Origin of the sequence: Cryobacterium sp. CAN_C2 (assembly GCF_015751745.1) — a bacterium.
In the GTDB taxonomy this organism is placed as follows: domain Bacteria; phylum Actinomycetota; class Actinomycetes; order Actinomycetales; family Microbacteriaceae; genus Cryobacterium.
The window spans coordinates 117,251-136,723 of record NZ_JADOUX010000005.1; the positions used below are offsets into that span (position 1 = coordinate 117,251).

At 64.3% G+C, this 19,473-nt stretch carries 18 protein-coding genes; 10 read left to right on the forward strand and 8 right to left on the reverse strand.

The genetic code is table 11. The features are described 5' to 3' along the window. Positions 1-8: 8 nt before the first annotated feature. From IWX77_RS06215 to IWX77_RS06235, 5 genes are all read right to left on the reverse strand, one after another. On the reverse strand, positions 9-770 hold the full coding sequence (locus tag IWX77_RS06215; protein ID WP_196843648.1) for a succinate dehydrogenase iron-sulfur subunit: 762 nt from the start codon (positions 768-770) through the stop codon (positions 9-11). Then, positions 770-2,578, reverse strand: coding sequence for a succinate dehydrogenase flavoprotein subunit (sdhA, locus tag IWX77_RS06220; RefSeq protein ID WP_196843649.1), 1,809 nt, complete (start codon positions 2,576-2,578; stop codon positions 770-772). Before sdhA ends, IWX77_RS06215 begins: the two co-directional genes overlap by 1 nt. 17 nt (positions 2,579-2,595) lie before the next feature. Beyond that, complete coding sequence (locus IWX77_RS06225) at positions 2,596-3,048, reverse strand: succinate dehydrogenase hydrophobic membrane anchor subunit (RefSeq protein WP_196843650.1); 453 nt, start codon at positions 3,046-3,048, stop codon at positions 2,596-2,598. 12 nt (positions 3,049-3,060) lie between these two features. Next, positions 3,061-3,474: a succinate dehydrogenase, cytochrome b556 subunit gene (sdhC, locus tag IWX77_RS06230; protein WP_196843651.1), complete on the reverse strand. Its 414-nt coding sequence runs from the start codon at positions 3,472-3,474 to the stop codon at positions 3,061-3,063. A gap of 188 nt (positions 3,475-3,662) precedes the next feature. After that, positions 3,663-4,847, reverse strand: a complete 1,185-nt coding sequence (locus IWX77_RS06235) for a glycosyltransferase family 4 protein (protein ID WP_196843652.1) — start codon at positions 4,845-4,847, stop codon at positions 3,663-3,665. Between the two features lie 86 nt (positions 4,848-4,933). On the opposite strand from IWX77_RS06235, the gene IWX77_RS06240 reads away from it, so the two are divergent. From IWX77_RS06240 to IWX77_RS06280, 9 genes are all read left to right on the forward strand, one after another. Then, positions 4,934-6,052, forward strand: a complete 1,119-nt coding sequence (locus IWX77_RS06240; RefSeq protein WP_196843732.1) for a mannose-1-phosphate guanylyltransferase — start codon at positions 4,934-4,936, stop codon at positions 6,050-6,052. A gap of 102 nt (positions 6,053-6,154) precedes the next feature. Continuing rightward, on the forward strand, positions 6,155-7,219 hold the full coding sequence (locus IWX77_RS06245; RefSeq protein ID WP_196843653.1) for a BMP family lipoprotein: 1,065 nt from the start codon (positions 6,155-6,157) through the stop codon (positions 7,217-7,219). A 142-nt stretch (positions 7,220-7,361) separates the two neighbouring features. Continuing rightward, positions 7,362-8,471 (forward strand): BMP family lipoprotein, encoded by a 1,110-nt coding sequence (locus tag IWX77_RS06250; RefSeq protein WP_196843654.1) that lies wholly within the window; start codon positions 7,362-7,364, stop codon positions 8,469-8,471. 91 nt (positions 8,472-8,562) lie between these two features. Beyond that, positions 8,563-10,083, forward strand: coding sequence for an ABC transporter ATP-binding protein (locus IWX77_RS06255; RefSeq protein ID WP_196843655.1), 1,521 nt, complete (start codon positions 8,563-8,565; stop codon positions 10,081-10,083). Next, positions 10,080-11,372, forward strand: coding sequence for an ABC transporter permease (locus IWX77_RS06260; protein ID WP_442784425.1), 1,293 nt, complete (start codon positions 10,080-10,082; stop codon positions 11,370-11,372). The genes IWX77_RS06255 and IWX77_RS06260 overlap by 4 nt, the downstream gene beginning before the upstream one ends. Continuing rightward, a complete protein-coding gene (locus IWX77_RS06265) occupies positions 11,369-12,667 on the forward strand; it encodes an ABC transporter permease (protein WP_196843656.1) in 1,299 nt (432 codons plus the stop codon). Before IWX77_RS06260 ends, IWX77_RS06265 begins: the two co-directional genes overlap by 4 nt. Continuing rightward, the gene (locus IWX77_RS06270; protein WP_442784426.1) at positions 12,664-13,083 is read left to right on the forward strand and encodes a cytidine deaminase; all 420 of its coding nucleotides are present in this window, start codon (positions 12,664-12,666) and stop codon (positions 13,081-13,083) included. The genes IWX77_RS06265 and IWX77_RS06270 overlap by 4 nt, the downstream gene beginning before the upstream one ends. A 44-nt stretch (positions 13,084-13,127) precedes the next feature. Continuing rightward, positions 13,128-14,432, forward strand: a complete 1,305-nt coding sequence (locus tag IWX77_RS06275; protein WP_196843657.1) for a thymidine phosphorylase — start codon at positions 13,128-13,130, stop codon at positions 14,430-14,432. Positions 14,433-14,532: 100 nt separating this feature from the next. Beyond that, positions 14,533-15,519: an aldo/keto reductase gene (locus IWX77_RS06280; RefSeq protein WP_196843658.1), complete on the forward strand. Its 987-nt coding sequence runs from the start codon at positions 14,533-14,535 to the stop codon at positions 15,517-15,519. A gap of 142 nt (positions 15,520-15,661) precedes the next feature. Here IWX77_RS06280 and IWX77_RS06285 read toward each other — a convergent pair whose 3' ends face one another. The 3 genes from IWX77_RS06285 to IWX77_RS06295 form a co-directional block, all read right to left on the reverse strand. Beyond that, on the reverse strand, positions 15,662-16,474 hold the full coding sequence (locus IWX77_RS06285; protein WP_196843659.1) for an aldo/keto reductase: 813 nt from the start codon (positions 16,472-16,474) through the stop codon (positions 15,662-15,664). A gap of 95 nt (positions 16,475-16,569) precedes the next feature. Further along, the gene (locus IWX77_RS06290) at positions 16,570-17,778 is read right to left on the reverse strand and encodes an MFS transporter (protein WP_196843660.1); all 1,209 of its coding nucleotides are present in this window, start codon (positions 17,776-17,778) and stop codon (positions 16,570-16,572) included. Positions 17,779-17,878: 100 nt separating this feature from the next. After that, positions 17,879-18,394 carry a GNAT family N-acetyltransferase gene (locus IWX77_RS06295; protein WP_334353652.1) on the reverse strand — a complete coding sequence of 172 codons (516 nt, stop codon included), beginning with the start codon at positions 18,392-18,394 and terminating at the stop codon, positions 17,879-17,881. A gap of 167 nt (positions 18,395-18,561) precedes the next feature. On the opposite strand from IWX77_RS06295, the gene IWX77_RS06300 reads away from it, so the two are divergent. Continuing rightward, positions 18,562-19,455 (forward strand): ABC transporter substrate-binding protein, encoded by an 894-nt coding sequence (locus IWX77_RS06300; RefSeq protein WP_196843662.1) that lies wholly within the window; start codon positions 18,562-18,564, stop codon positions 19,453-19,455. Positions 19,456-19,473 lie beyond the last annotated feature (18 nt).

The following is a 19,473-nucleotide window of genomic DNA, read 5'->3' on the forward strand; positions in this document are numbered from 1 at the left end:
TAACGCGGTTACGCTTTGCCACGCAGGATGGCCTGCTTGACCTCGGCGATGGCTTGGGTCACCTGGATGCCGCGGGGGCAGGCATCCGTGCAGTTGAAGGTCGTGCGGCAACGCCACACGCCCTCCTGGTCGTTGAGAATATCGAGGCGCACGGCCGCATTCTCATCGCGGGAGTCGAAGATGAAACGGTGCGCGTTGACGATCGCGGCCGGACCGAAGTACTGGCCGTCAGTCCAGAACACCGGGCAGCTGGAGGTGCAGGCGGCGCAGAGAATACATTTTGTCGTGTCGTCGAAGCGGGCGCGCTGGGCAACGGTCTGCTGGCGTTCCTTGCCGTCAACCGGCTTGCTCTTGGCAACGAGAAAAGGCTGCACCTCTTTGAAGGAGTCGAAGAACGGCTCCATGTCCACGATGAGGTCCTTCTCCAGCGGCAAGCCCTTGATGGCTTCCACGTAGATGGGCTTCGTGACGTCGAGGTCCTTCATCAGCGTCTTGCAGGCCAAGCGGTTGCGGCCGTTGATGCGCATGGCATCCGAGCCGCAGACGCCGTGCGCGCAGGAGCGACGGAAGGTCAGGGAACCGTCCTGCTCCCACTTGATCTTGTGTAGCGCGTCGAGCACACGGTCGGTCGGGTAGAGCTGCACGTCGAAGTCCTGCCAGTGCGGCTCGTCGTCGACCTCAGGGTTGAAACGGCGAACAATGAGTGTGACCGTGAAGGACTTGATCTCTTCGGGAACGACGGGCTTGTTATCGATCGTGGCGGTACTCATTAGTACTTCCTCTCCATCGGCTGGTAGCGGGTGATGACAACCGGTTTCCAGTCGAGCTTGATGTGGTCGGCGGCATCCGCTGACATGGCGTCACCCTTCAGGTACGCCATTGTGTGCTTGAGATAGTTCTCGTCGTCGCGCACGAGGAAGTCCTCGCGCTGGTGTCCGCCGCGGCTTTCCCGGCGGTTGCGGGCCGAGTAGACAACAACCTCGGCGAGGTCGAGCAAGAAGCCCAGTTCAACGGCCTCGAGCAGGTCGGTGTTGAACCGACGGCCCTTGTCTTGTACACCGATGTTCTTGTAGCGCTGACGCAGCAGGTGGATGGTCTCTGTGACCTCGGCGAGGGACTCGTCGGTGCGGAACACCTGAGCCTTCTTGTCCATCTCCTCCTGCAGAATCTTGCGCAGCACGGCGATGCGCTCGGTTCCGGTCGACGAGCGGATGCCTTCCAGCAGTTCGCGCACCTCCCGGGCCGGATCTTCCGGCAGCGGAACGAACTCGGCCGTCTTGACGTACTCGAGCGCGTTGTTGCCGGCGCGCTTGCCGAACACGTTGATATCGAGCAGCGAGTTGGTGCCGAGACGGTTGGAGCCGTGCACGGAGACGCAGGCGCACTCGCCGGCGGCGTAGAGGCCGGGAACGACCTGCTCGTTGTTGCGCCAGACTTCGGCCTTCACGTTGGTCGGGATACCGCCCATCGCGTAGTGCGCGGTCGGCATGACGGGCACCGGCTCGGTGACCGGGTCGACGCCGAGGTAGGTGCGGGCGAACTCGGTGATGTCGGGAAGCTTGGTCTCGAGCAGTTCCTTGCCGAGGTGGGTGCAATCCAGGTAGAGGTAGTCCTTGTCGGGCCCGGCGCCACGACCCTCAGCGACCTCCTTGAGCATGCACCGCGAGACGATGTCGCGCGGGGCAAGATCCTTGATGGTCGGAGCGTAACGTTCCATGAAACGCTCACCGCTCGCGTTTCGCAGAATGGCGCCCTCGCCGCGGGCTCCCTCGGTCAAGAGGATGCCCAGCCCGGCCAGGCCGGTCGGGTGGAACTGGAAGAACTCCATGTCCTCCAGCGGCAGGCCCTTGCGCCAGACGATGCCGACGCCGTCACCGGTGAGGGTGTGGGCGTTCGAGGTGGTCTTGTAGATCTTGCCGAAACCGCCGGTGGCGAAGATGAACGCCTTGCCCTGGAATACGTGCAGCTCGCCGCTCGACAGGTCGAGGGCAACGACGGCCGACGGCTGGTCGACGCCGTCGACGTTGGTCATGACGAGGTCGAGAACGTAGTACTCGTTGAAGAAGTTGATGCCGTGCTTGACGCAGTTCTGGTACAGCGTCTGCAGAATCATGTGGCCGGTGCGGTCGGCGGCGTAGCAGGCGCGACGAACCGGGCTCTTGCCGTGGTCGCGGGTGTGGCCGCCGAAGCGACGCTGGTCGATCTTGCCTTCGGGGGTGCGGTTGAACGGCAGGCCCATGTTCTCGAGGTCAATGACCGCGTCGATGGCTTCCTTGGCGAGAATCTCGGCGGCGTCCTGGTCGACCAAATAGTCGCCACCCTTGATCGTGTCGAAGGTGTGCCATTCCCAGTTGTCTTCCTCAACGTTGGCGAGGGCCGCGGCCATCCCGCCCTGTGCCGCACCGGTGTGCGAACGCGTCGGGTAGAGCTTGGAAATGACCGCCGTGCTGGCGTGGGGGCCGGCTTCGATGGCGGCACGCATGCCAGCTCCACCCGCTCCCACGATGACGATGTCGTGCTGGTGGTAGTGCACGCCGTCTACGACGGTGGGCTCCGTGGGTGTAGTGGAGGAAATCATTTTTGTGTGTGCAGCTCCTAGAGGGACTTACAGAACGAGGCCACGAGGTCGGCGGGCGCACCGGCGGGGCAGGGATCGAAGGTGAACACCACGAGGGTGCCGAGCACGATCAACGAGACAACGCTGACCAAAATAGCGATCTTCAGGATGCCGCGGCTGATCCGCGAGGTGGCGTAGTCATTGACCAGGGTGCGCATGCCGTTGCCGCCGTGAATCAGGGCGAGCCACAGCATGATGACGTCCCAGGTCATCCAGAACGGGTTGGTCAGCTTGCCGGCGACGAACGCGAAGTTCAGGGCGCTGACGCCCTCACCGATCATGAGGTTGACGAACAGGTGTCCGAAGATGAGCACGACCAGCACGACGCCGGACACGCGCATGTAGATCCAGCCCCACTTTTCCCAGTTGACACCGCTCTTTTTTGTTGAGCGGGTGGACGGGCTGCGGGGAGCTTCGATTGTTGAGGTCATATCTGTCGCCCCCTAGTGGTTGAACACGTTGATGAGATGGCGCGGCGCGAAGCCCAGCATCGTGACGACCCAGAGGCCGATGACGACGAAGAACAGTACCCGCTGGTATTTGGCGTTCCAGAAGTCGATCAAAATGATGCGGAGTCCGTTGAAGGCGTGGAACACGATGGCGCCGACGAGTGCGACCTCACCGAGGCCCATGATCGGCGTCTGGTATTGCGAAATGACCGCATTGTAGGCTTCGGGGCTGACCCGAACGAGTGCCGTGTCGAGAATATGAACGAGCAGAAAGAAGAAGATCGCTACACCCGTGATGCGGTGTAAGACCCACGACCACATGCCCGTGTTACCCCGATACAGGGTGCCGGCGGGGCGACGTGACGTCGTCTTCTGCTGAGAATCTAGGGTTCCTGCCGTCTGTGGCATGAACAACCCTCCCTGGCTGAATAGTGGCTCTGAAAAGAGACCGGGAATGCGCTACAAGCGCATGTTGTTATTCTACAAGCGCTCAGCCTGCTCGTGCCGGTTAGGGTTGCCTAAGGTTGCATCGATGGGGTACCTGTGTGTAGGCGCGGCGTGACGATTGTGCTGCCGCTCGTGCCGGTTGTGGGTATCTAACGTTGCATCGACGGGGGTACGTGTGTGTTGGCGCGCACGGCGAGCCGCTCGTCGATCGCCTGCTCGTAGTAGTCAACCAGCTCGGCGCAGACCGTCGACCAGGAATGTCCGAGCACTGCGCGGCGGCCGGCTTCGCCCATGCGCGCGCGCAGCACGGGGTCACGCGCGAGCTGGCACACCCAGTGTCGCAGATCGCGATCATCGTCCGGCCGAAACAGGTAACCATTCTCTCCGTGCGCGACGAGATCGATCGGACCGCCTGCGTGCGGAGCCACTACTGGGAGCCCAGCGGCGTGCGCCTCCTGAATGGTCTGCCCGAACGTCTCCTCGGTGCCAGCGTGCACAAACACGTCAAAGCTCGCGTACGCAACGGCGAGTTCGCGCCCCGAGAGTCGGCCCAGCCAGGTGACCGGCAGGCCCTCGAGGGCTCGATGTATAGAAGGTACGCTCGGCCCATCGCCGACTAGTGCCAAACGGATGCCCGGCAGCCCGCGAAGCGCGCGCAGTCGCTCCACCTGCTTTTCCGGCGCCATGCGACCGACATAACCGACGATCACATCGCGCACGGCCCCCTGCGCTCTGGGGGTTTGGGCCGGTGGAGCAATTCGCTCCCGCAGTGCTTTGACCGCTGGATCGTTTTTCAGGTTCGGGTGAAAACCGGTCAGGTCGACGCCGCGGGTCCACAGGGCCAGCCGGGGAACGCCGAGGCGCAGCAGGGCGGCCATCGACGACGATGACGGAACCAGGGTGCGAGTGGCCCCCTCGTGCACCCACTTCACAAATCGCCAGGCCAGCGCGGTGGCCGGGCCGAGGTGATTTCGGTGAGCGTAGCCCGCGACATCCGTTTGAAAGATCGCGACCGAGGGAATGTCGAGCCGGTTGGCCGCGCTGATGCCCTGCGCACCGAGCAAAAACGGCGAGGCGGCGTGCAGCACATCAGGGCGAAAGTCGGCGAGAAGTTTTTGAACCTGCGGGCTGGGCATGCCCACCGGAAACTCGCGGTAGTTCACGGCCGAGACGGTGTGCACGGCAAATCCGGCGTATTCGGCCGGGGCGCCGGAGGGGGCGATGACCATTGCCTCGTGTCCGTTGGCTGCCAGATGCTCGAGCACCTTGCAGACGCTCGTGGTCACCCCGCTGACCGTGGGGAGGAAACTTTCGCTGATGACTGCGATCCGCATAATTGGAGGCTAGGCACCCGGCATTGCCGCCGGGTGACGGGCGCATGAACAGTCGTGTCGGGGCTGCCCGGTAGTCTGGGCGTGTGATTACGCCCAGTGAGCCCCTCGACCGCCTGTACAGCGTGATTCCTGCCGGCGGAATCGGTTCCCGGCTGTGGCCGCTATCGCGAGCGGATGCCCCCAAATTTCTGCACGACCTCACCGGCTCCGGCCAGACCCTGCTGCGCGACACCTGGGATCGCCTGGTTCCGCTGTCGACCGAGCAGCGCATCATGGTCGTCACCGGGCGCGCCCATCGCGCAGCGGTTGAGCAGCAGCTGCCCGAATTAGCCGACCCGAATGTTGTTCTGGAGAGCGAACCGCGCGACTCGACCGCTGCGATCGGCCTGGCCGCTGCCATTCTGCAGCTGCGCGAGCCGGGCGTCATCATCGGATCATTCCCTGCCGACCAGGTCATCAAGGGTGATGCGCTTTTTCGCGTGGCCGTGACCGAGGCCGTCGCCGCTGCGGACGCGGGCTACATCGTGACCATCGGTATTCAGCCGACGGAGCCCGCGATCGGCTTCGGCTACATCAAGAGTGCTGCCGCGCTCGCGGTGGATGGCGCCCCGTCCGCCCTCGCTGTCGACTCCTTCGTCGAGAAGCCCAGCCCGGAAATCGCCGAAGAGTACCTGTCTGATGGCAACTATCTCTGGAACTCCGGCATCTTCATAGCACGTGCTGACCGTCTGCTGGCCGAAATTGCGTCGGCCGAGCCCGAGCTGCACGCCGGGCTGATGGAGCTGGCCGAAGCGTGGGACACCCCGGCCCGCGGCGCCGTGGTCGATAAGGTCTGGCCTCGCCTCAAGAAAATCGCCATCGACTATTCGGTCGCCGAACCGGCGGCCGCGGCCGGCAAGCTCGTCGTGATTCCCGGCCAGTTCGACTGGGACGACGTGGGCGACTTCGCCTCGATCGCCAAGCTGCACTCCAACGGTCGCAAATCTAACCTGGCCATCCTCGGCGAGGGCGCTCGGGTGCTCGCCGACTCGTCGAGCGGCATCGTCGTCAGCCACACCGGCCGCATGATTGCCCTCATCGGCGTCGAAGACATCGTGGTCATCGACACCCCCGACGCTCTGCTGGTGACAACGAGCGCGAACGCCCAGAAGGTGAAGGCGGTCGTCGACGCGCTCAAGCTCTCCGGTTCCAGCGACGTGCTCTAGGATGACTCGTCGGCTGAGCCCGTCGAAACCACACTGTCGAGCGCCATGGTCTCGACAAGCTCGACCAGCGCGTAAAATTCGAGTTCAGTGTGAAGGAGTGCCATGCGCCGTTTGATCGCAGTCCCCGCCGTAGCCGCGGTCTCCGTCCTGCTCCTCGTGGCGTGCGCCAAAGCGCCGACCCCGGTCTCGAGCCCAACAGCGGATGCCCCCGCCTACTGCGCCCGCATGGTCACCAACTCGGGCGGTCTCGAAGACCGCTCCTTCAACCAGTCCAGCTGGGAAGGCCTGCAGGAGGCGGCGACGAAGTACAGCATCAACACCGACGCGATCGTGTCGACGTCGGAGACGGACCTGGCACCCAACGTGAGTCAGGCCGTCGCCACCGGCTGCCAATTCGTGCTCACCGTTGGTTACGAACTCGCCGATGCCACGCTCGCCGAGGCGACCGCCAACCCCGACGTGCACTTCGCGATCGTCGACGAGGTCGTCGATGCGCCCAATGTGAAACCCATCGTGTTCGACACCGCCCAGGCGTCCTTTCTGGCCGGCTACCTCGCAGCCGGCGTGAGCAAGACCGGCATCGTGGCGACGTTCGGCGGCGGTAACCAGCCACCCGTCACCCTGTTCATGGACGGTTTTGTCGACGGTGTCGCCATGTACAACGACAAGCACAGGGCTGATGTGCAGGTGCTTGGCTGGAACAAAGACACCCAGGATGGTAGTTTCACGGGTGACTTCGAAGACGTCAACAAGGGCAAGGCCCTCGCCCAGTCGTTTATAGACCAGGGCGCCGACATCATTCTGCCGGTGGCCGGTCAGGTCGGGCAGGGTGCGGCCGCTGCCGCGATCGAGACACCGGGCGTCTCCATCATTTGGGTCGACAACGACGGCTACGTCACGCTGCCGCAACAATTTCAGTCGGTCGTGCTCACGAGCGTGCTCAAGAACACGTCGGCCGCAGTGGTGGAGACCATCGGGGCCGACCTCGATGGGACCTTCGACAACACGGCTTTCGTGGGCACTCTGAAGAACGGCGGCGTCGAGATCGCCGATTTCCACGATCAGGCCGCCCTGGTTTCTGCTGAACTCGTGGACGAAATGAACCAGATCAGGGCTGCGATCATAGCCGGGATCATCGCGGTGAAAGGACCCAGTTCACCCCAATAAGAGGAGAATTGTGTCCGCAATGTCGCGGCTTGGTAACGACTCGGTCGCGCACGCACATTGCTCATCTGCGCAGGGTTTCATTCGGTAACGTGTACCGCACGATGCCCGCGCGATCTAGCTGGGCAGCATCCAGGAGGTCCTCTTGACAATTTCGACCCGTAAGACCGTACTTGCCGGTCTTGCAATGTTTGGCACCGTGGCGATGCTCTCGGCCTGTGCCCAGGCGCCCGCCGCCACCAATGACACCAACTCTGCCGCTGCCAGCGACTTTCTGCCGTGCATGGTGTCCGATCAGGGTGGATTCGACGACCAGTCCTTCAACCAGCTCGGCTTCGAGGGCCTCAACGAGGCTGCAGACGCCCTCGGCGTCACGCCGAAAACGGTCGAGTCCGCTGCGGAGACCGACTACCAGTCGAACGTGCAAAACCTCGTTGACCAGGGCTGCAACCTCATCGTGACCGTCGGGTTCAACCTCGCAGCGGCCACCGTCGAGTCGGCTCTCGCCAACCCCGAAGTCAACTACGCCATCATCGACAATGATGCCGACCTCAACTTTGACGGCAAGGTTGACGCGCCGAACATCAAGCCCATCTTGTTCGACACCGCCCCGGCCGGTTTCATGGCCGGCTATGTCGCAGCCGGTTACAGCAAGACCGCCGTCGTCGGCACCTATGGCGGACTGCAGATCCCCCCGGTCACGATCTTCATGGACGGCTTCGCTGACGGCGTCGCGTACTACAACGAGAAGAACGGCACCGCCGTAAAGACCATTGGCTGGGACGTCGCCTCGCAGACCGGCTCATTCACCGGTGGCTTCGTTGCTGGCGTCGACTCCCTCGCCAAGGCGCAGGGCCTGATCGACCAGAACGCCGACGTGCTCCTGCCCGTTGGTGGACCGATCTTTCTGAGCGCGATCGAAGCGATCAAGAGCTCGGGCAAGGACATCGCCATGGTCGGTGTTGACGCCGACCTGTTCGAGACCAACCCGGCCGGTTCCAGCCTGTTCCTGACCAGCATTCTGAAGGACATCAAGCTCGCCGTGTCTGACGTCGTGACGGCCTCCGGATCCGGCACGTTCGACGTGACGGCCTACGTCGGAACCCTCGACAACGAAGGAGTGGGCATCGCACCGTTCCACGACTTCGAGTCCAAGGTGTCTGCGACGATATCTGATGACGTTGACGGCATCAAGGCCGGCATCATCGACGGTTCGATCACGGTCGAATCGCCCGCTTCGCCCAAGCAGAAATAGGCTACGTGAAATGGGGAGGCCGGATATTGGCCTCCCCATTTCATTACCCTCGTGCAGTCCCCGCCATGCTCGACCCAAGAATTCAGGATGAATGAAGCTCGAACTTCGCGGTATCACCAAGCGCTTCGGTGCGCTGGTGGCCAACAACAACATCTCCCTCACGGTCGAGTCAGGTGAAATTCACGCCCTTCTGGGCGAGAACGGCGCGGGCAAGTCCACCCTGATGAATGTGTTGTACGGCCTGTATATCGCCGAAGAGGGCGAGATCCTGCTTGACGACACGGTGCAGAAATTCGCCGGGCCGGGCGACGCCATGAAAGCGGGAATCGGCATGGTGCACCAGCACTTCATGCTCGTTCCCGTGTTCACCGTCGCCGAAAATGTCGTGCTCGGCCACGAGCAGACCACCTTCGGCGGCCGCCTCGATCTCAGCGCCGCCCGGGCCAAGGTGCGAGAGATCTCGGACCGTTTCGGCTTCGACATCGATCCCGACGCCCTCATCGAAGACCTGCCGGTCGGTGTGCAGCAGCGCGTCGAGATCATCAAGGCGCTGTCCCAGGATGCCAGGGTGCTGGTGTTCGACGAACCCACCGCTGTGCTGACGCCGCAAGAAACCGACGAGCTCATGATCATCATGCGCCAGCTCGCCGAGTCCGGCACCTCGATCGTGTTCATCACGCACAAACTGCGGGAGGTGCGCGCTGTGGCGGACCGCATCACCGTCATCCGCCTGGGAACCGTCGTCGGTGAGGCGTCGCCGACCGCGACGAACGCGGAGCTGGCCTCGCTCATGGTCGGCCGCGCCGTCGAATTGACCGTGCACAAGAACGCCCCCGAACTGCGCGGAACGGCCCTATCGGTGAAAAACCTCTCGGTGATCGACTCCCGCAACCAGATCGTCGTCAACAGCGTGAGTTTTGATGTGCAGGCCGGTGAGGTGCTCGCGATCGCCGGTGTGCAGGGTAACGGTCAAACCGAGCTGACCGAAGCGTTGCTCGGTCTGCAGCACCACGTCACCGGGTCGATCGAACTTGACGGCAAACCGTTGCGCGGCTACAGCGTGCGGCACATTCTCGATTCCGGCGTCGGGTTCGTTCCCGAGGACCGCACCGAAGACGGTCTGATCGCCGATTTCAGCATCGCCGAGAATCTCATGCTCGACCGCAGCTCCGGGGCGCCGTTCGTGAAGGCCGGCAACCTGCAACTGGGTTTTCGAGCCACGTTCGCCGCTGAAAAAATTCGGGAATTCGACATTCGCTCGCAGGGTAGCGAGATGGAAGCCGGCCGGCTGTCCGGTGGCAACCAGCAGAAGGTTGTTCTTGCACGTGAACTGAGCCGTGAGCTGCGCCTCTTTGTCGCGGCACAGCCGACGCGTGGGCTCGATGTCGGTTCGATCGAATTCGTACACACCCGCATCATTGAAACCCGCGACTCCGGCATTCCGGTGATTGTTGTATCCACCGAGCTCGACGAGGTCGTCGCTCTCGCGGACCGCATCGCGGTGATGTATCGAGGAGAAATCGTTGGAATCGTGCCCGGCAACACCCCCCGTGCCACGCTGGGCCTCATGATGGCCGGCGAACACGCCCCCGAAACGAAGGCCTTACTGTGAGTGACACGTCAGTACCGGCAGCCGCGGTTGCGGCAGCTCCGGATCCCGGCAACGTGAAGAAGGACGGGTCTGAACGTTGGACCCAAACCCTGCGCGATATCACCGGCGGCAGCGCCATGATCTCCGTCCTGGCCGTCGTGTTCGCGCTCATTGTCGGCGCGGTTCTGATCGCCTTCACCAACGAACGCGTGCAGGAGACGGCGGTGTACTTCTTCTCGCGGCCGGGCGACCTGCTGCAGGCCGTCTGGGCCGCCGTCGCGGGGGCGTACTCCGCCCTCTTTCAGGGTGCCATCTATAACTTTCGCGCCAACAACTTTCTCACCGCCATTCGTCCATTGACCGAGACACTCACGTTCGCGACGCCGCTGATCGCGGCCGGTCTCGGCGTCGGACTCGCCTTTCGGGTGGGAATGTTCAACATCGGTGGTCGTGGGCAGATGCTCATCGCCGCCGGGGCCGCCGGGTATGTTGCCTTCGCGGTCGAGCTGCCGGCCGGCATCCACTTGATTGTCGCCATTCTGGCCGGTCTGCTCGGCGGTGCGATCTGGGGCGGAATCGTTGGCCTGCTCAAGGCTCGCACCGGAGCCCACGAGGTGATTGTTACGATCATGCTCAACTTCGTGGCCCTGTATCTCATCCAGTTTCTGCTGCGCACTCCGGGCGCCCTGCAGGCGCCCGGCAGCAACAACCCGAAAACACCGGCCATGTTGCCGACCGCGGTGTTCCCTGACCTGTTCGGACCGCGGTACAACCTGCACGCCGGTTTTCTCACGGTCATCGCGGCCACGATCTTCGTCTGGTGGCTGCTCAGCCGCTCCAATCTCGGGTTTCAGTTTCGCGCTGTCGGGCAGAACCCGAGCGCGGCCCGGGTCGCCGGCATCAACGTGAAGAACGTCTACATGTATGCCATGGCCATCTCGGGCGCGCTCGTGGGCTTGGCCGGCATCAACCAGGTACTCGGCACCGTGACCACCGGTTTCGGGGCCGGCATCGACGCCGGTATCGGCTTCGACGCCATCACGGTCGCCCTGCTGGGTCGTTCACGACCCTGGGGAATCTTCGCGGCCGGAATCCTCTTTGGTGCATTCAAAGCCGGTGGGTTTGCCATGCAAGCTGCCGAGGGTGTGCCGATCGATATCGTCGTGGTCGTGCAGGCACTCATCGTGCTGTTCATCGCGGCCCCGCCGTTGGTGCGCGCCATGTTCCACCTGCCTACGCCCGGCACCACGAAGAAACCCGCAATTCGCGCCGTCAAGGCGCGCAAGACCAACGAGGTGGTGGCGAAATGAGCACTCTCACACAGAGCACGGCTCCCGTGGCGGCTTCAGCCCCGATCATCAAGCCGACCGCGGCGATTCGCAGCTGGAAGATTCCGATCACCTTCGGCGGCTTTGCCGTGCTGTCGCTGTTCCTGTTCGTCGTACTCGGTCGCGGCCAGCGCGGTGAACTCAGCACCTTTCGCCTGTCGCAAGCCCGTGACGTAATCCAGCTGCCCGCGGTTGCCCTGCCGACCTTCGTCACCGGAGTGTTCGTCGCCATCGTACTCGTGCTCCTGGCTGCAGCATCGGCGTGGCTGGTCTACCGCCACACCAAGATTCCGATCGTGTTCTCCATTTTGTTCGCGCTGCTGTTTCTGGTCGGGTTTCTGGCCTGGGCGGCGTCCGGTTCCACGATTCCGGTGCCCGGACTCCTGATCGGAACGGTCACCCTCAGTGCCCCGCTCATCTTCGGTGCTCTCGGTGGTGTGTTGTCGGAACGCGCCGGCGTGGTGAACGTGGCCATCGAGGGCCAGCTACTCGCGGGAGCTTTCAGCTCGGCGGTCGTCGCCTCCGCTACGGGCAACCCGTACCTCGGCCTGCTCGCGGCAATGGTAGCCGGGGCGCTCGTGTCGATGGTGCTCGCCGCCTTCGCGCTCAAGTACCTCGTCGACCAGGTCATCGTCGGTGTCGTGCTCAATGTGCTCGTGATCGGCCTCACCAGCTTTCTCTACTCGCAGGTGCTCGCTCCCAGCGCCAATCTCAATTCACCGGACGTCTTTCCCCGTCTCGACGTTCCGTTGCTCAGTGAAATCCCCATCATCGGTCCGGTCCTGTTTCGCCAGACCATCATTGTCTACGTCATGTACGTAGCCATTGCCGTGGTGTATTTCGGTCTGTTTCGCACCAAATGGGGCCTGCGCGTGCGGGCCGTGGGGGAGCATCCGCAAGCCGCCGACACGGTCGGCATCAACGTCAACCGCACCCGCTTCATCGCCGTCACATTGGGCGGCGTCGTTTCCGGCTTCGGCGGAGCGTACTTCACGCTCGGCGCGGTCGGTGCGTTCAACAAGGAGATGACCAACGGCATGGGCTTCATCGCCCTCGCCGCGGTGATCTTCGGCCAGTGGCATCCGATCAAGGCCACCCTCGCGGCGCTTCTGTTCGGTTTCGCAACCAACCTGCAGAACGTGCTCGGCATCATCGGCTCGCCGGTGCCGAGCGAATTCATGCTCATGCTCCCCTACGTCGTGACGATCTTCGCCGTTGCCGGGTTCGTCGGCCGCTCGCGGGCGCCCGCCGCCGACGGAAAGCCGTACATCAAGTGACCATTGTGATCGTCGACTGGGCGGCGTTGCGCGAGGCCGCTCTCGCCGCCATGGCAACCGCGTACGTGCCGTACTCGAAGTTTCCGGTCGGTGTCGCGGCTCTGGTCGATGACGGGCGAGTAATCAGCGGATGCAACGTGGAGAACGCCTCGTATGGCCTCACCCTCTGCGCGGAATGCGGTCTGGTCTCCGCCCTGCATCGAAGCGGCGGCGGCCAACTCGTGGCCTTCACCTGCGTCGACGGCACTGGCGGCATTCTCATGCCGTGCGGTCGCTGCCGGCAGTTGCTCTACGAACACTCCGCGCCGGGCATGCTGCTCGAAACGGTCTCGGGGGTCAAAACCATCGACGAGGTGCTGCCGGATGCTTTCGGGCCGCGCCAACTCGCCGAGTACCGCGCCACCACCGTTTCCTAACACCACCGTTTCCTAACACCACCGCTTCCTGAGGAGTCTCCAACGTGACCACCATCGAAGCGTTTGACGCCGTCGACCTCATTCACACCAAGCGCGACCGCGGCGAACTGACCACCCCACAAATCGACTGGCTCATCGACGCCTACACGCGCGGTTATGTCGGCGACGAGCAGATGGCCGCCATGACCATGGCGATCTTTCTGAACGGCATGACCCGAAACGAGATTCGCGGGCTCACGATGGCGATGCTCGCGAGCGGCGAACGCATGAGCTTCGCCGGGCTCGGCAAGCCGACCACCGACAAGCACTCCACCGGCGGCGTCGGCGACAAGATCACCCTGCCGCTCATGCCGCTCGTCGCGGTGTTCGGCGCGGCCGTGCCGCAGCTTTCCGGCCGTGGCCTCGGCCACACCGGCGGCACGCTCGACAAGCTCGAGTCGATTCCGGGGTGGCGAGCCAACCTGACCAATGCCGAGATGCGGCAGCAATTGCAGCAGATCGGCGGCGTGGTCTGCGCGGCCGGCAGCGGCCTGGCTCCGGCCGACGGCAAGCTCTACGCCCTGCGCGACATCACCGGCACGGTCGAGGCGATTCCGCTCATCGCGTCGTCGATAATGTCGAAGAAGATCGCCGAGGGCACGAGCGCGCTCGTGCTCGACGTGAAGTTCGGCTCCGGCGCCTTTCTGAAAGACATCGAGCGGTCGCGAGAGCTGGCACGCACGATGGTGGAGCTCGGCGAGGACGCCGGGGTGGCGACATCGGCTTTGCTGACCAACATGAATGTGCCGCTGGGCTGTGCAATCGGCAACGCCAACGAGGTGCGCGAGTCGGTCGAGGTGCTCGCCGGTGGCGGCCCGGCCGATGTGGTCGAACTCACCGTGGCCCTGGCCGAAGAGATGCTCGCCCTGGTGGGAATCACCGACGTCGACGTGACCGCAGCCCTCAGGGACGGCCGGGCAATGGACAAGTGGCGCGCCGTGATTCGGGCGCAGGGCGGCGACCCGGAGGCCGCGCTGCCGGTCGCGCGCGAGACTCACATCGTGCACGCCGAGCGGTCCGGTGTGCTGGTCGAACAGCAGGCGCTGCCGTTCGGCATCGGCGCTTGGCGGCTCGGTGCGGGGCGGGCGCGCAAGCAGGATCCGGTGCAGCACGCGGCCGGAATCGACCTGCACGCCAAGCCCGGCGACACCGTCGTTCAGGGCCAACCGCTGTTTACGCTCAGCGCCGATGAGCCCGAGCGGTTCGCGCGCGCGCTCGAGGCCGTTGAGGGGGCCTGGCGCATTGGCGACCCGGGGGAGCTCGTGCAGGATGGCGGGCCGCTGATCGCGGAGCGCATCGGGAGCCGCTAGCCGCGTCCTTGCTGGGGCCTTTCAAAATGTCTGGGTCGCAGGTCCGAGCAGCAACAAAATCCTCCGGCACCGAGGCGCACCCGATGCCTAAGCTGGATACATGCAAAAACGCACCCTCGGTCGCACCGGTCGCACCGTTTCCGTTATCGGCCTGGGTACCTGGCAACTCGGCGCCGATTGGGGAGCAGTATCGGACCACGACGCTACCGGGGTACTCGCGGCATCCGCTGATGCCGGAATAACGTTCTTTGACACAGCGGATGTCTATGGTGACGGTCGCAGCGAGCGCCTGATCGGGAATTTTCTCGCGCATGACGCCCCGGGCAGCGAGCTCACCGTCGCCACCAAGATGGGTCGCCGGGCCGAACAACTGCCCGAGAACTTTGTGCTCACGAACTTTCGCGAGTGGACCGACCGGTCGCGAACGAACCTGGGCATGGACACCCTCGACCTCGTGCAACTGCACTGCCCGCCGAGCGCTGTCTTCGACTCCGGCGAGGTCTACGACGCGCTCGACACCCTCGTCGACGAGGGCGTCATCAGCAACTACGGCGTGAGCGTGGAAACCTGCGACCAGGCCCTCGCCGCGATCCGCCACCCGGGCGTCGCCACGGTGCAGATCATTCTGAACGCGTTTCGGCTCAAACCCCTCGATGAGGTGCTGCCCGCCGCGCGTGTTGCCGGGGTCGGCATCATCGCCCGGGTTCCGCTGGCCAGCGGGCTGCTCACCGGAAAATATTCGCGCAAGACCGTGTTCGCCGACAGCGACCACCGCAATTTCAACCGCGACGGCAGCCACTTCGACGTCGGCGAGACCTTCTCCGGCGTCGACTTCGAAGTGGGGCTACAGGCCGCCACCGAATTCGCCGCCCTCGCTCCGGCCGGCCTCAGTCCGTCGCAGGCCGCACTGGCCTGGGTCGCCCAGATCGACGGGGTGAGCGCCGTTATTCCGGGCGCCCGCTCGGTCGCGCAGGTGCAGGGCAATGCCACGGCCGGCGTGGCCGAACCGCTCGACCTCGCCTTCAACGAGGGCGTGCAGAACATCTACGACCGGTTGCTGCGCGAGCAGATCCACCCGCGCTGGTGATGGCTCGGCGCACGGCGGCGGGTTCGTTGTGACGCTGGGGCTGGTGGTCTACCGGTTTGTGAGCACTCTGCCGAACGCCGAGGACGTGCCGACCCGCTCGGCAGCAACGCCCGCGTTCCCTTGTAGGCCAGATCAAGTCAGGTCAGTCGAGGTCGTCGGGGTCTTTGCCCGTGCGCTCGCCGCTGTTGAGCGCCGCAATCGCGGCCAGGTCGGCGGCATCGAGCACAGTGTCAAACACGTCGAAGTTCGCGCGAATCCGTGCCGGCGTGACCGACTTGGGAATGACGATGGTGCCGAGCGACAGGTGCCAGGCGATCACGATCTGGGCCGCTGATTTGCCGTGCTTCACTCCGATCGCGTCGAGGGTCTCGTTGCCGATCGCGCGCCCGCGGGCCAGCGGCGACCACGCTTCGGTGCGGATGCCGTGGGCCGCGTCATACGCGCGCACCTCGGTTTGCGGTAGCCAGGGGTGCAACTCCACCTGGTTGAGCACCGGCACAACGTCGGTCTCGGCCAGGAGCCGGTCGAGGTGGTGCGGGTGAAAGTTGGAGACTCCGATCGAACGGGCACGGCCGGTGGCGCGGAGCGCTTCGAGGGCCCGATAGGTCTCGACGTAGCGATTCTGTTGCGGTGCCGGCCAGTGGATCAGGTACAGGTCGACGTAGTCGAGGCCGAGCTTGGCCAGGCTCTCGTCGAACGCCCGCAGTGTTTCGTCGTAGCCGTGGCGATCGTTCCATACCTTGGTTGTGACGTACACGTCTTCGCGGGGCACACTCGAGCGTGCCAGCCCCTGCCCGACGCCGACCTCGTTCTCGTAGAGCGCGGCGGTATCGACGTGACGGTACCCGGCCTCGAGCGCGACCTGAACGGTGTCGGAGGCGAGAGCATCCGCTATTTTGTACACCCCGAGACCGAGTTGCGGAATGGTGTGGCCGTCATTGAGCGTGATATCCATCTGTCCATTAAACCGGACGTCGCCGAGCCGTGAGTTTGGTCCCTGTTTTGGCTCGAAACCGGGCCCAAACTCACGGTTCGGCGAAGTGAAGGTGCTCAGGACACCTGTATCTGAATGGGCTCGGTGTCGGGAATGGGGCTGATGTCCCGTCCGCGCAGGTCGGGGTGCCAGCGGCGACCGAGCGCGGGAATGATGGAGCCGAGGGCGGCGAAGCCGGCGGCGACGTAGATCGCCGACACTGGCCCGGAGTGGTCGATCGAGAACCCGGCGATGGCGGAGCCCATGGCGGCGCCGATCAGCTGGCCGGTGCCGACCCAGCCGTAGGCCTCGGCGGTGTCGCTGAACTTCACGCTCGCCGAGACGATGCCGAAGAGCACAGCGAAGGCGGGAGCGATGCCGACACCCGCCAGCAACAAGGCCAGCGAGAGCCACCAGAAGGTGAGCCACAGGCTCGCCAGGGCGAGCCCGATCGTCACGATGAGCATACGGGCTGCGAGGGCCCACGGTCCGATCGGAGCGTGGCCGAGCGCCAGCCCGCCGATGAGCGAGCCGATCGCGAAAATTCCGAGCACCCAGCCGGCGTCGGCGCTGCCGTGGCCGAACACCGCGACCACACCGGCTTCGACGGCGGCGCAGGCAGCGACGAGCGTAAATCCGACGATGGTACTGAGCAGCACCTCGGGCTTCTTGAGCACGACGCCGAGCTTGCGGCGACTGCGCGGAATGCGCACCCGGCCGACTTCGGGCAGCGAGACGAACCAGGTTCCGCCGGCGACCAGAAAGAATGCGGCGAGCAGGATGCCCGCGGTCGTCGATACCTGCAGGGCGACAAAGGTCGCGATCACGGGTCCGAGCACCCAGATAATCTCCTGCGCGGAGGCGTCGAGCGAGAACAGCGGGGTGAGCTGGCGGGAGTTGACGATCTTGGGGTAGATGGTGCGCACGGCCGGCTGAATCGGCGGCGTGGACAGGCCGGCGACGAATCCGATGAGCATGAGGCTCGGAATCGGCAGTGAAACCAGCGCCATGACGATGATCGAGACCGCGCAGATCAACATGGTCGCGATGATTACGGGGCGCATGCCGAGTCGGCCCATCAGCCGGCTGGTGAGCGGGCCGGCGATGGCCTGACCGATGCTCATGGCACCGAGGACCAGCCCGGCCGCGCCATAGGAATCAAAGATGCGCTCAATGTGAATGAGAAAAGCGAGCGAGAGCATTCCGAACGGAAAACGGGCCGTCAGCTGCGCGCCGATCAGGCGGGACACGCCGGGCGTGCGCAGTAGCGTCCAGTAACTTTTCACAATGATTTCAGTCTAGGGTCGGGCGCGCCGAAAACCGGGGGAGACGACGCGACCCCTGCGGGCCGGAGAGGGGCCCGTGCCGACTATCCCAGGCCGGTACCTACGGCCGCTCGTCGTCGGACGACGGGAGTCGCTTGCGAAATTCGAGGTAGCCGATCGATTCCCACTCGGCATCGAGGTCGAATTGCGGCTCGTAGCCGAGCGCGACGTACAGCGCGACCGCCTCTGGCTGGCGCGGCCCGGTGGTCAGCACAATCGACGGGATGGCCCGCCGCGCCGCCTCGGCCTCCAACTCGACCATCACCTGGCGGGCCAGCCCCCGGCGGCGGTGCGCCGAGTGGGTCCAGACCCGTTTGACCTCGACCGTGTCCGGAGCGTCGGCTCGCATGAATGCGCCGGCGGCAACGGCACGGCCGTTCTCCACGAGCAGCAGAAAGGTGCCGCCGTCGACCGGCTGAAAGCGCCTGGACGGATATCGGCTGAGCTCGACCGACGACGGAATTCCGTTGTTCAGGCCGTAGCGCTCGTCGTACTCCCGTGACAGCTCGGCCACCATCGGGGCTGCGAGCGGGTCGGTCGGTGACGTGTACAAAATGTTCGGGCTGGCGGTGGGCACCTCTCGACGATAGATCTGCAGCATCCGCTCGTCAAAACAACTTTTTGTTGTGGGGGTGCGTGCTCGAATCTGTCGTGCTGCGGTTGCACTAGGCTCGTTAGGTCTTACTCGCGTGTGGGTTCACCGTAGAATCCGCGCATTTTCGCCCAGATGAAGAAGGAAGTGCCATGCGCGCACGTTATATCATTCCGGCATTCGCTGCCGCAGCCGTTCTGCTGCTGACCGGCTGTGTCGACAACTCCACCCCGGCCGCCACGGCGCCGACGGACGCCGCGAGCACCATCGAAGCGGATGCCGCCGCGGTCGCGTTGCTGCCGGGAGACATCAAGAGCGCGGGTGTGCTCGTCATCGGAACCGACGCCGCCTACCCGCCGAACGAGTTCAAGGACGAGTCGGGGGCACCGATCGGCTGGGGCATCGAACTCTCCAACGGCATCGCCGCAAAACTCGGCCTGACGACCAAATACCAGATCGCGTCGTTCGACAACATCATTCCGAGCATCACCGGCGGCACCGTCGACATCGGCGAATCGTCGTTCACCGACAACCTCGAGCGCGAGAAGCAGGTGGACTTCGTCAACTACTACAACGCCGGAATTCTCTGGGCTTCGCCGACCGGATCCACCGTCGACCCCGACAACGCCTGTGGCCTGACTGTCGCCGTGCAGTCCAACACGGTCGAAGACACCGATGAGCTGCCCGCCAAGAACGCGGCCTGCGCTGCCGCCGGCAAGGCGCCCATCGAGGTTTTGCCCTACGGCTCGCAGGATGAAGCGACCAATGCGGTCGTTCTCGGCAAGGCTGATGCCCTCAGCGCCGACTCACCCGTTACCCTCTACGCCATCTCCAAGGCTGACGGCAAGCTGCAGGCCGCCGGTGAGAGCTTCGACACGGCGCCGTACGGCATCACCGTGAACAAGGGTTCGGAACTGACCAAGGCCGTGCAGGCTGCCCTGCAGTCCATGGTTGACGACGGTTCCTACGGCAAGATCCTCGACGCCTGGGGTGTCACCGACGGTGGCATCGACACCATCACCATCAACGCCGCATCCAACGGCTAGAAGTAAGCGACTCACATC

Coding starts and splice junctions, on each gene's coding strand:
- IWX77_RS06215 (WP_196843648.1), bottom strand. CDS start 770: ATGAGTACCGCCACGATCGATAACAAGCCCGTCGTTCCCGAAGAGATC.
- sdhA (WP_196843649.1), bottom strand. CDS start 2,578: ATGATTTCCTCCACTACACCCACGGAGCCCACCGTCGTAGACGGCGTG.
- IWX77_RS06225 (WP_196843650.1), bottom strand. CDS start 3,048: ATGACCTCAACAATCGAAGCTCCCCGCAGCCCGTCCACCCGCTCAACA.
- sdhC (WP_196843651.1), bottom strand. CDS start 3,474: ATGCCACAGACGGCAGGAACCCTAGATTCTCAGCAGAAGACGACGTCA.
- IWX77_RS06235 (WP_196843652.1), bottom strand. CDS start 4,847: ATGCGGATCGCAGTCATCAGCGAAAGTTTCCTCCCCACGGTCAGCGGG.
- IWX77_RS06245 (WP_196843653.1), top strand. CDS start 6,155: ATGCGCCGTTTGATCGCAGTCCCCGCCGTAGCCGCGGTCTCCGTCCTG.
- IWX77_RS06255 (WP_196843655.1), top strand. CDS start 8,563: ATGAAGCTCGAACTTCGCGGTATCACCAAGCGCTTCGGTGCGCTGGTG.
- IWX77_RS06265 (WP_196843656.1), top strand. CDS start 11,369: ATGAGCACTCTCACACAGAGCACGGCTCCCGTGGCGGCTTCAGCCCCG.
- IWX77_RS06280 (WP_196843658.1), top strand. CDS start 14,533: ATGCAAAAACGCACCCTCGGTCGCACCGGTCGCACCGTTTCCGTTATC.
- IWX77_RS06285 (WP_196843659.1), bottom strand. CDS start 16,474: ATGGATATCACGCTCAATGACGGCCACACCATTCCGCAACTCGGTCTC.
- IWX77_RS06300 (WP_196843662.1), top strand. CDS start 18,562: ATGCGCGCACGTTATATCATTCCGGCATTCGCTGCCGCAGCCGTTCTG.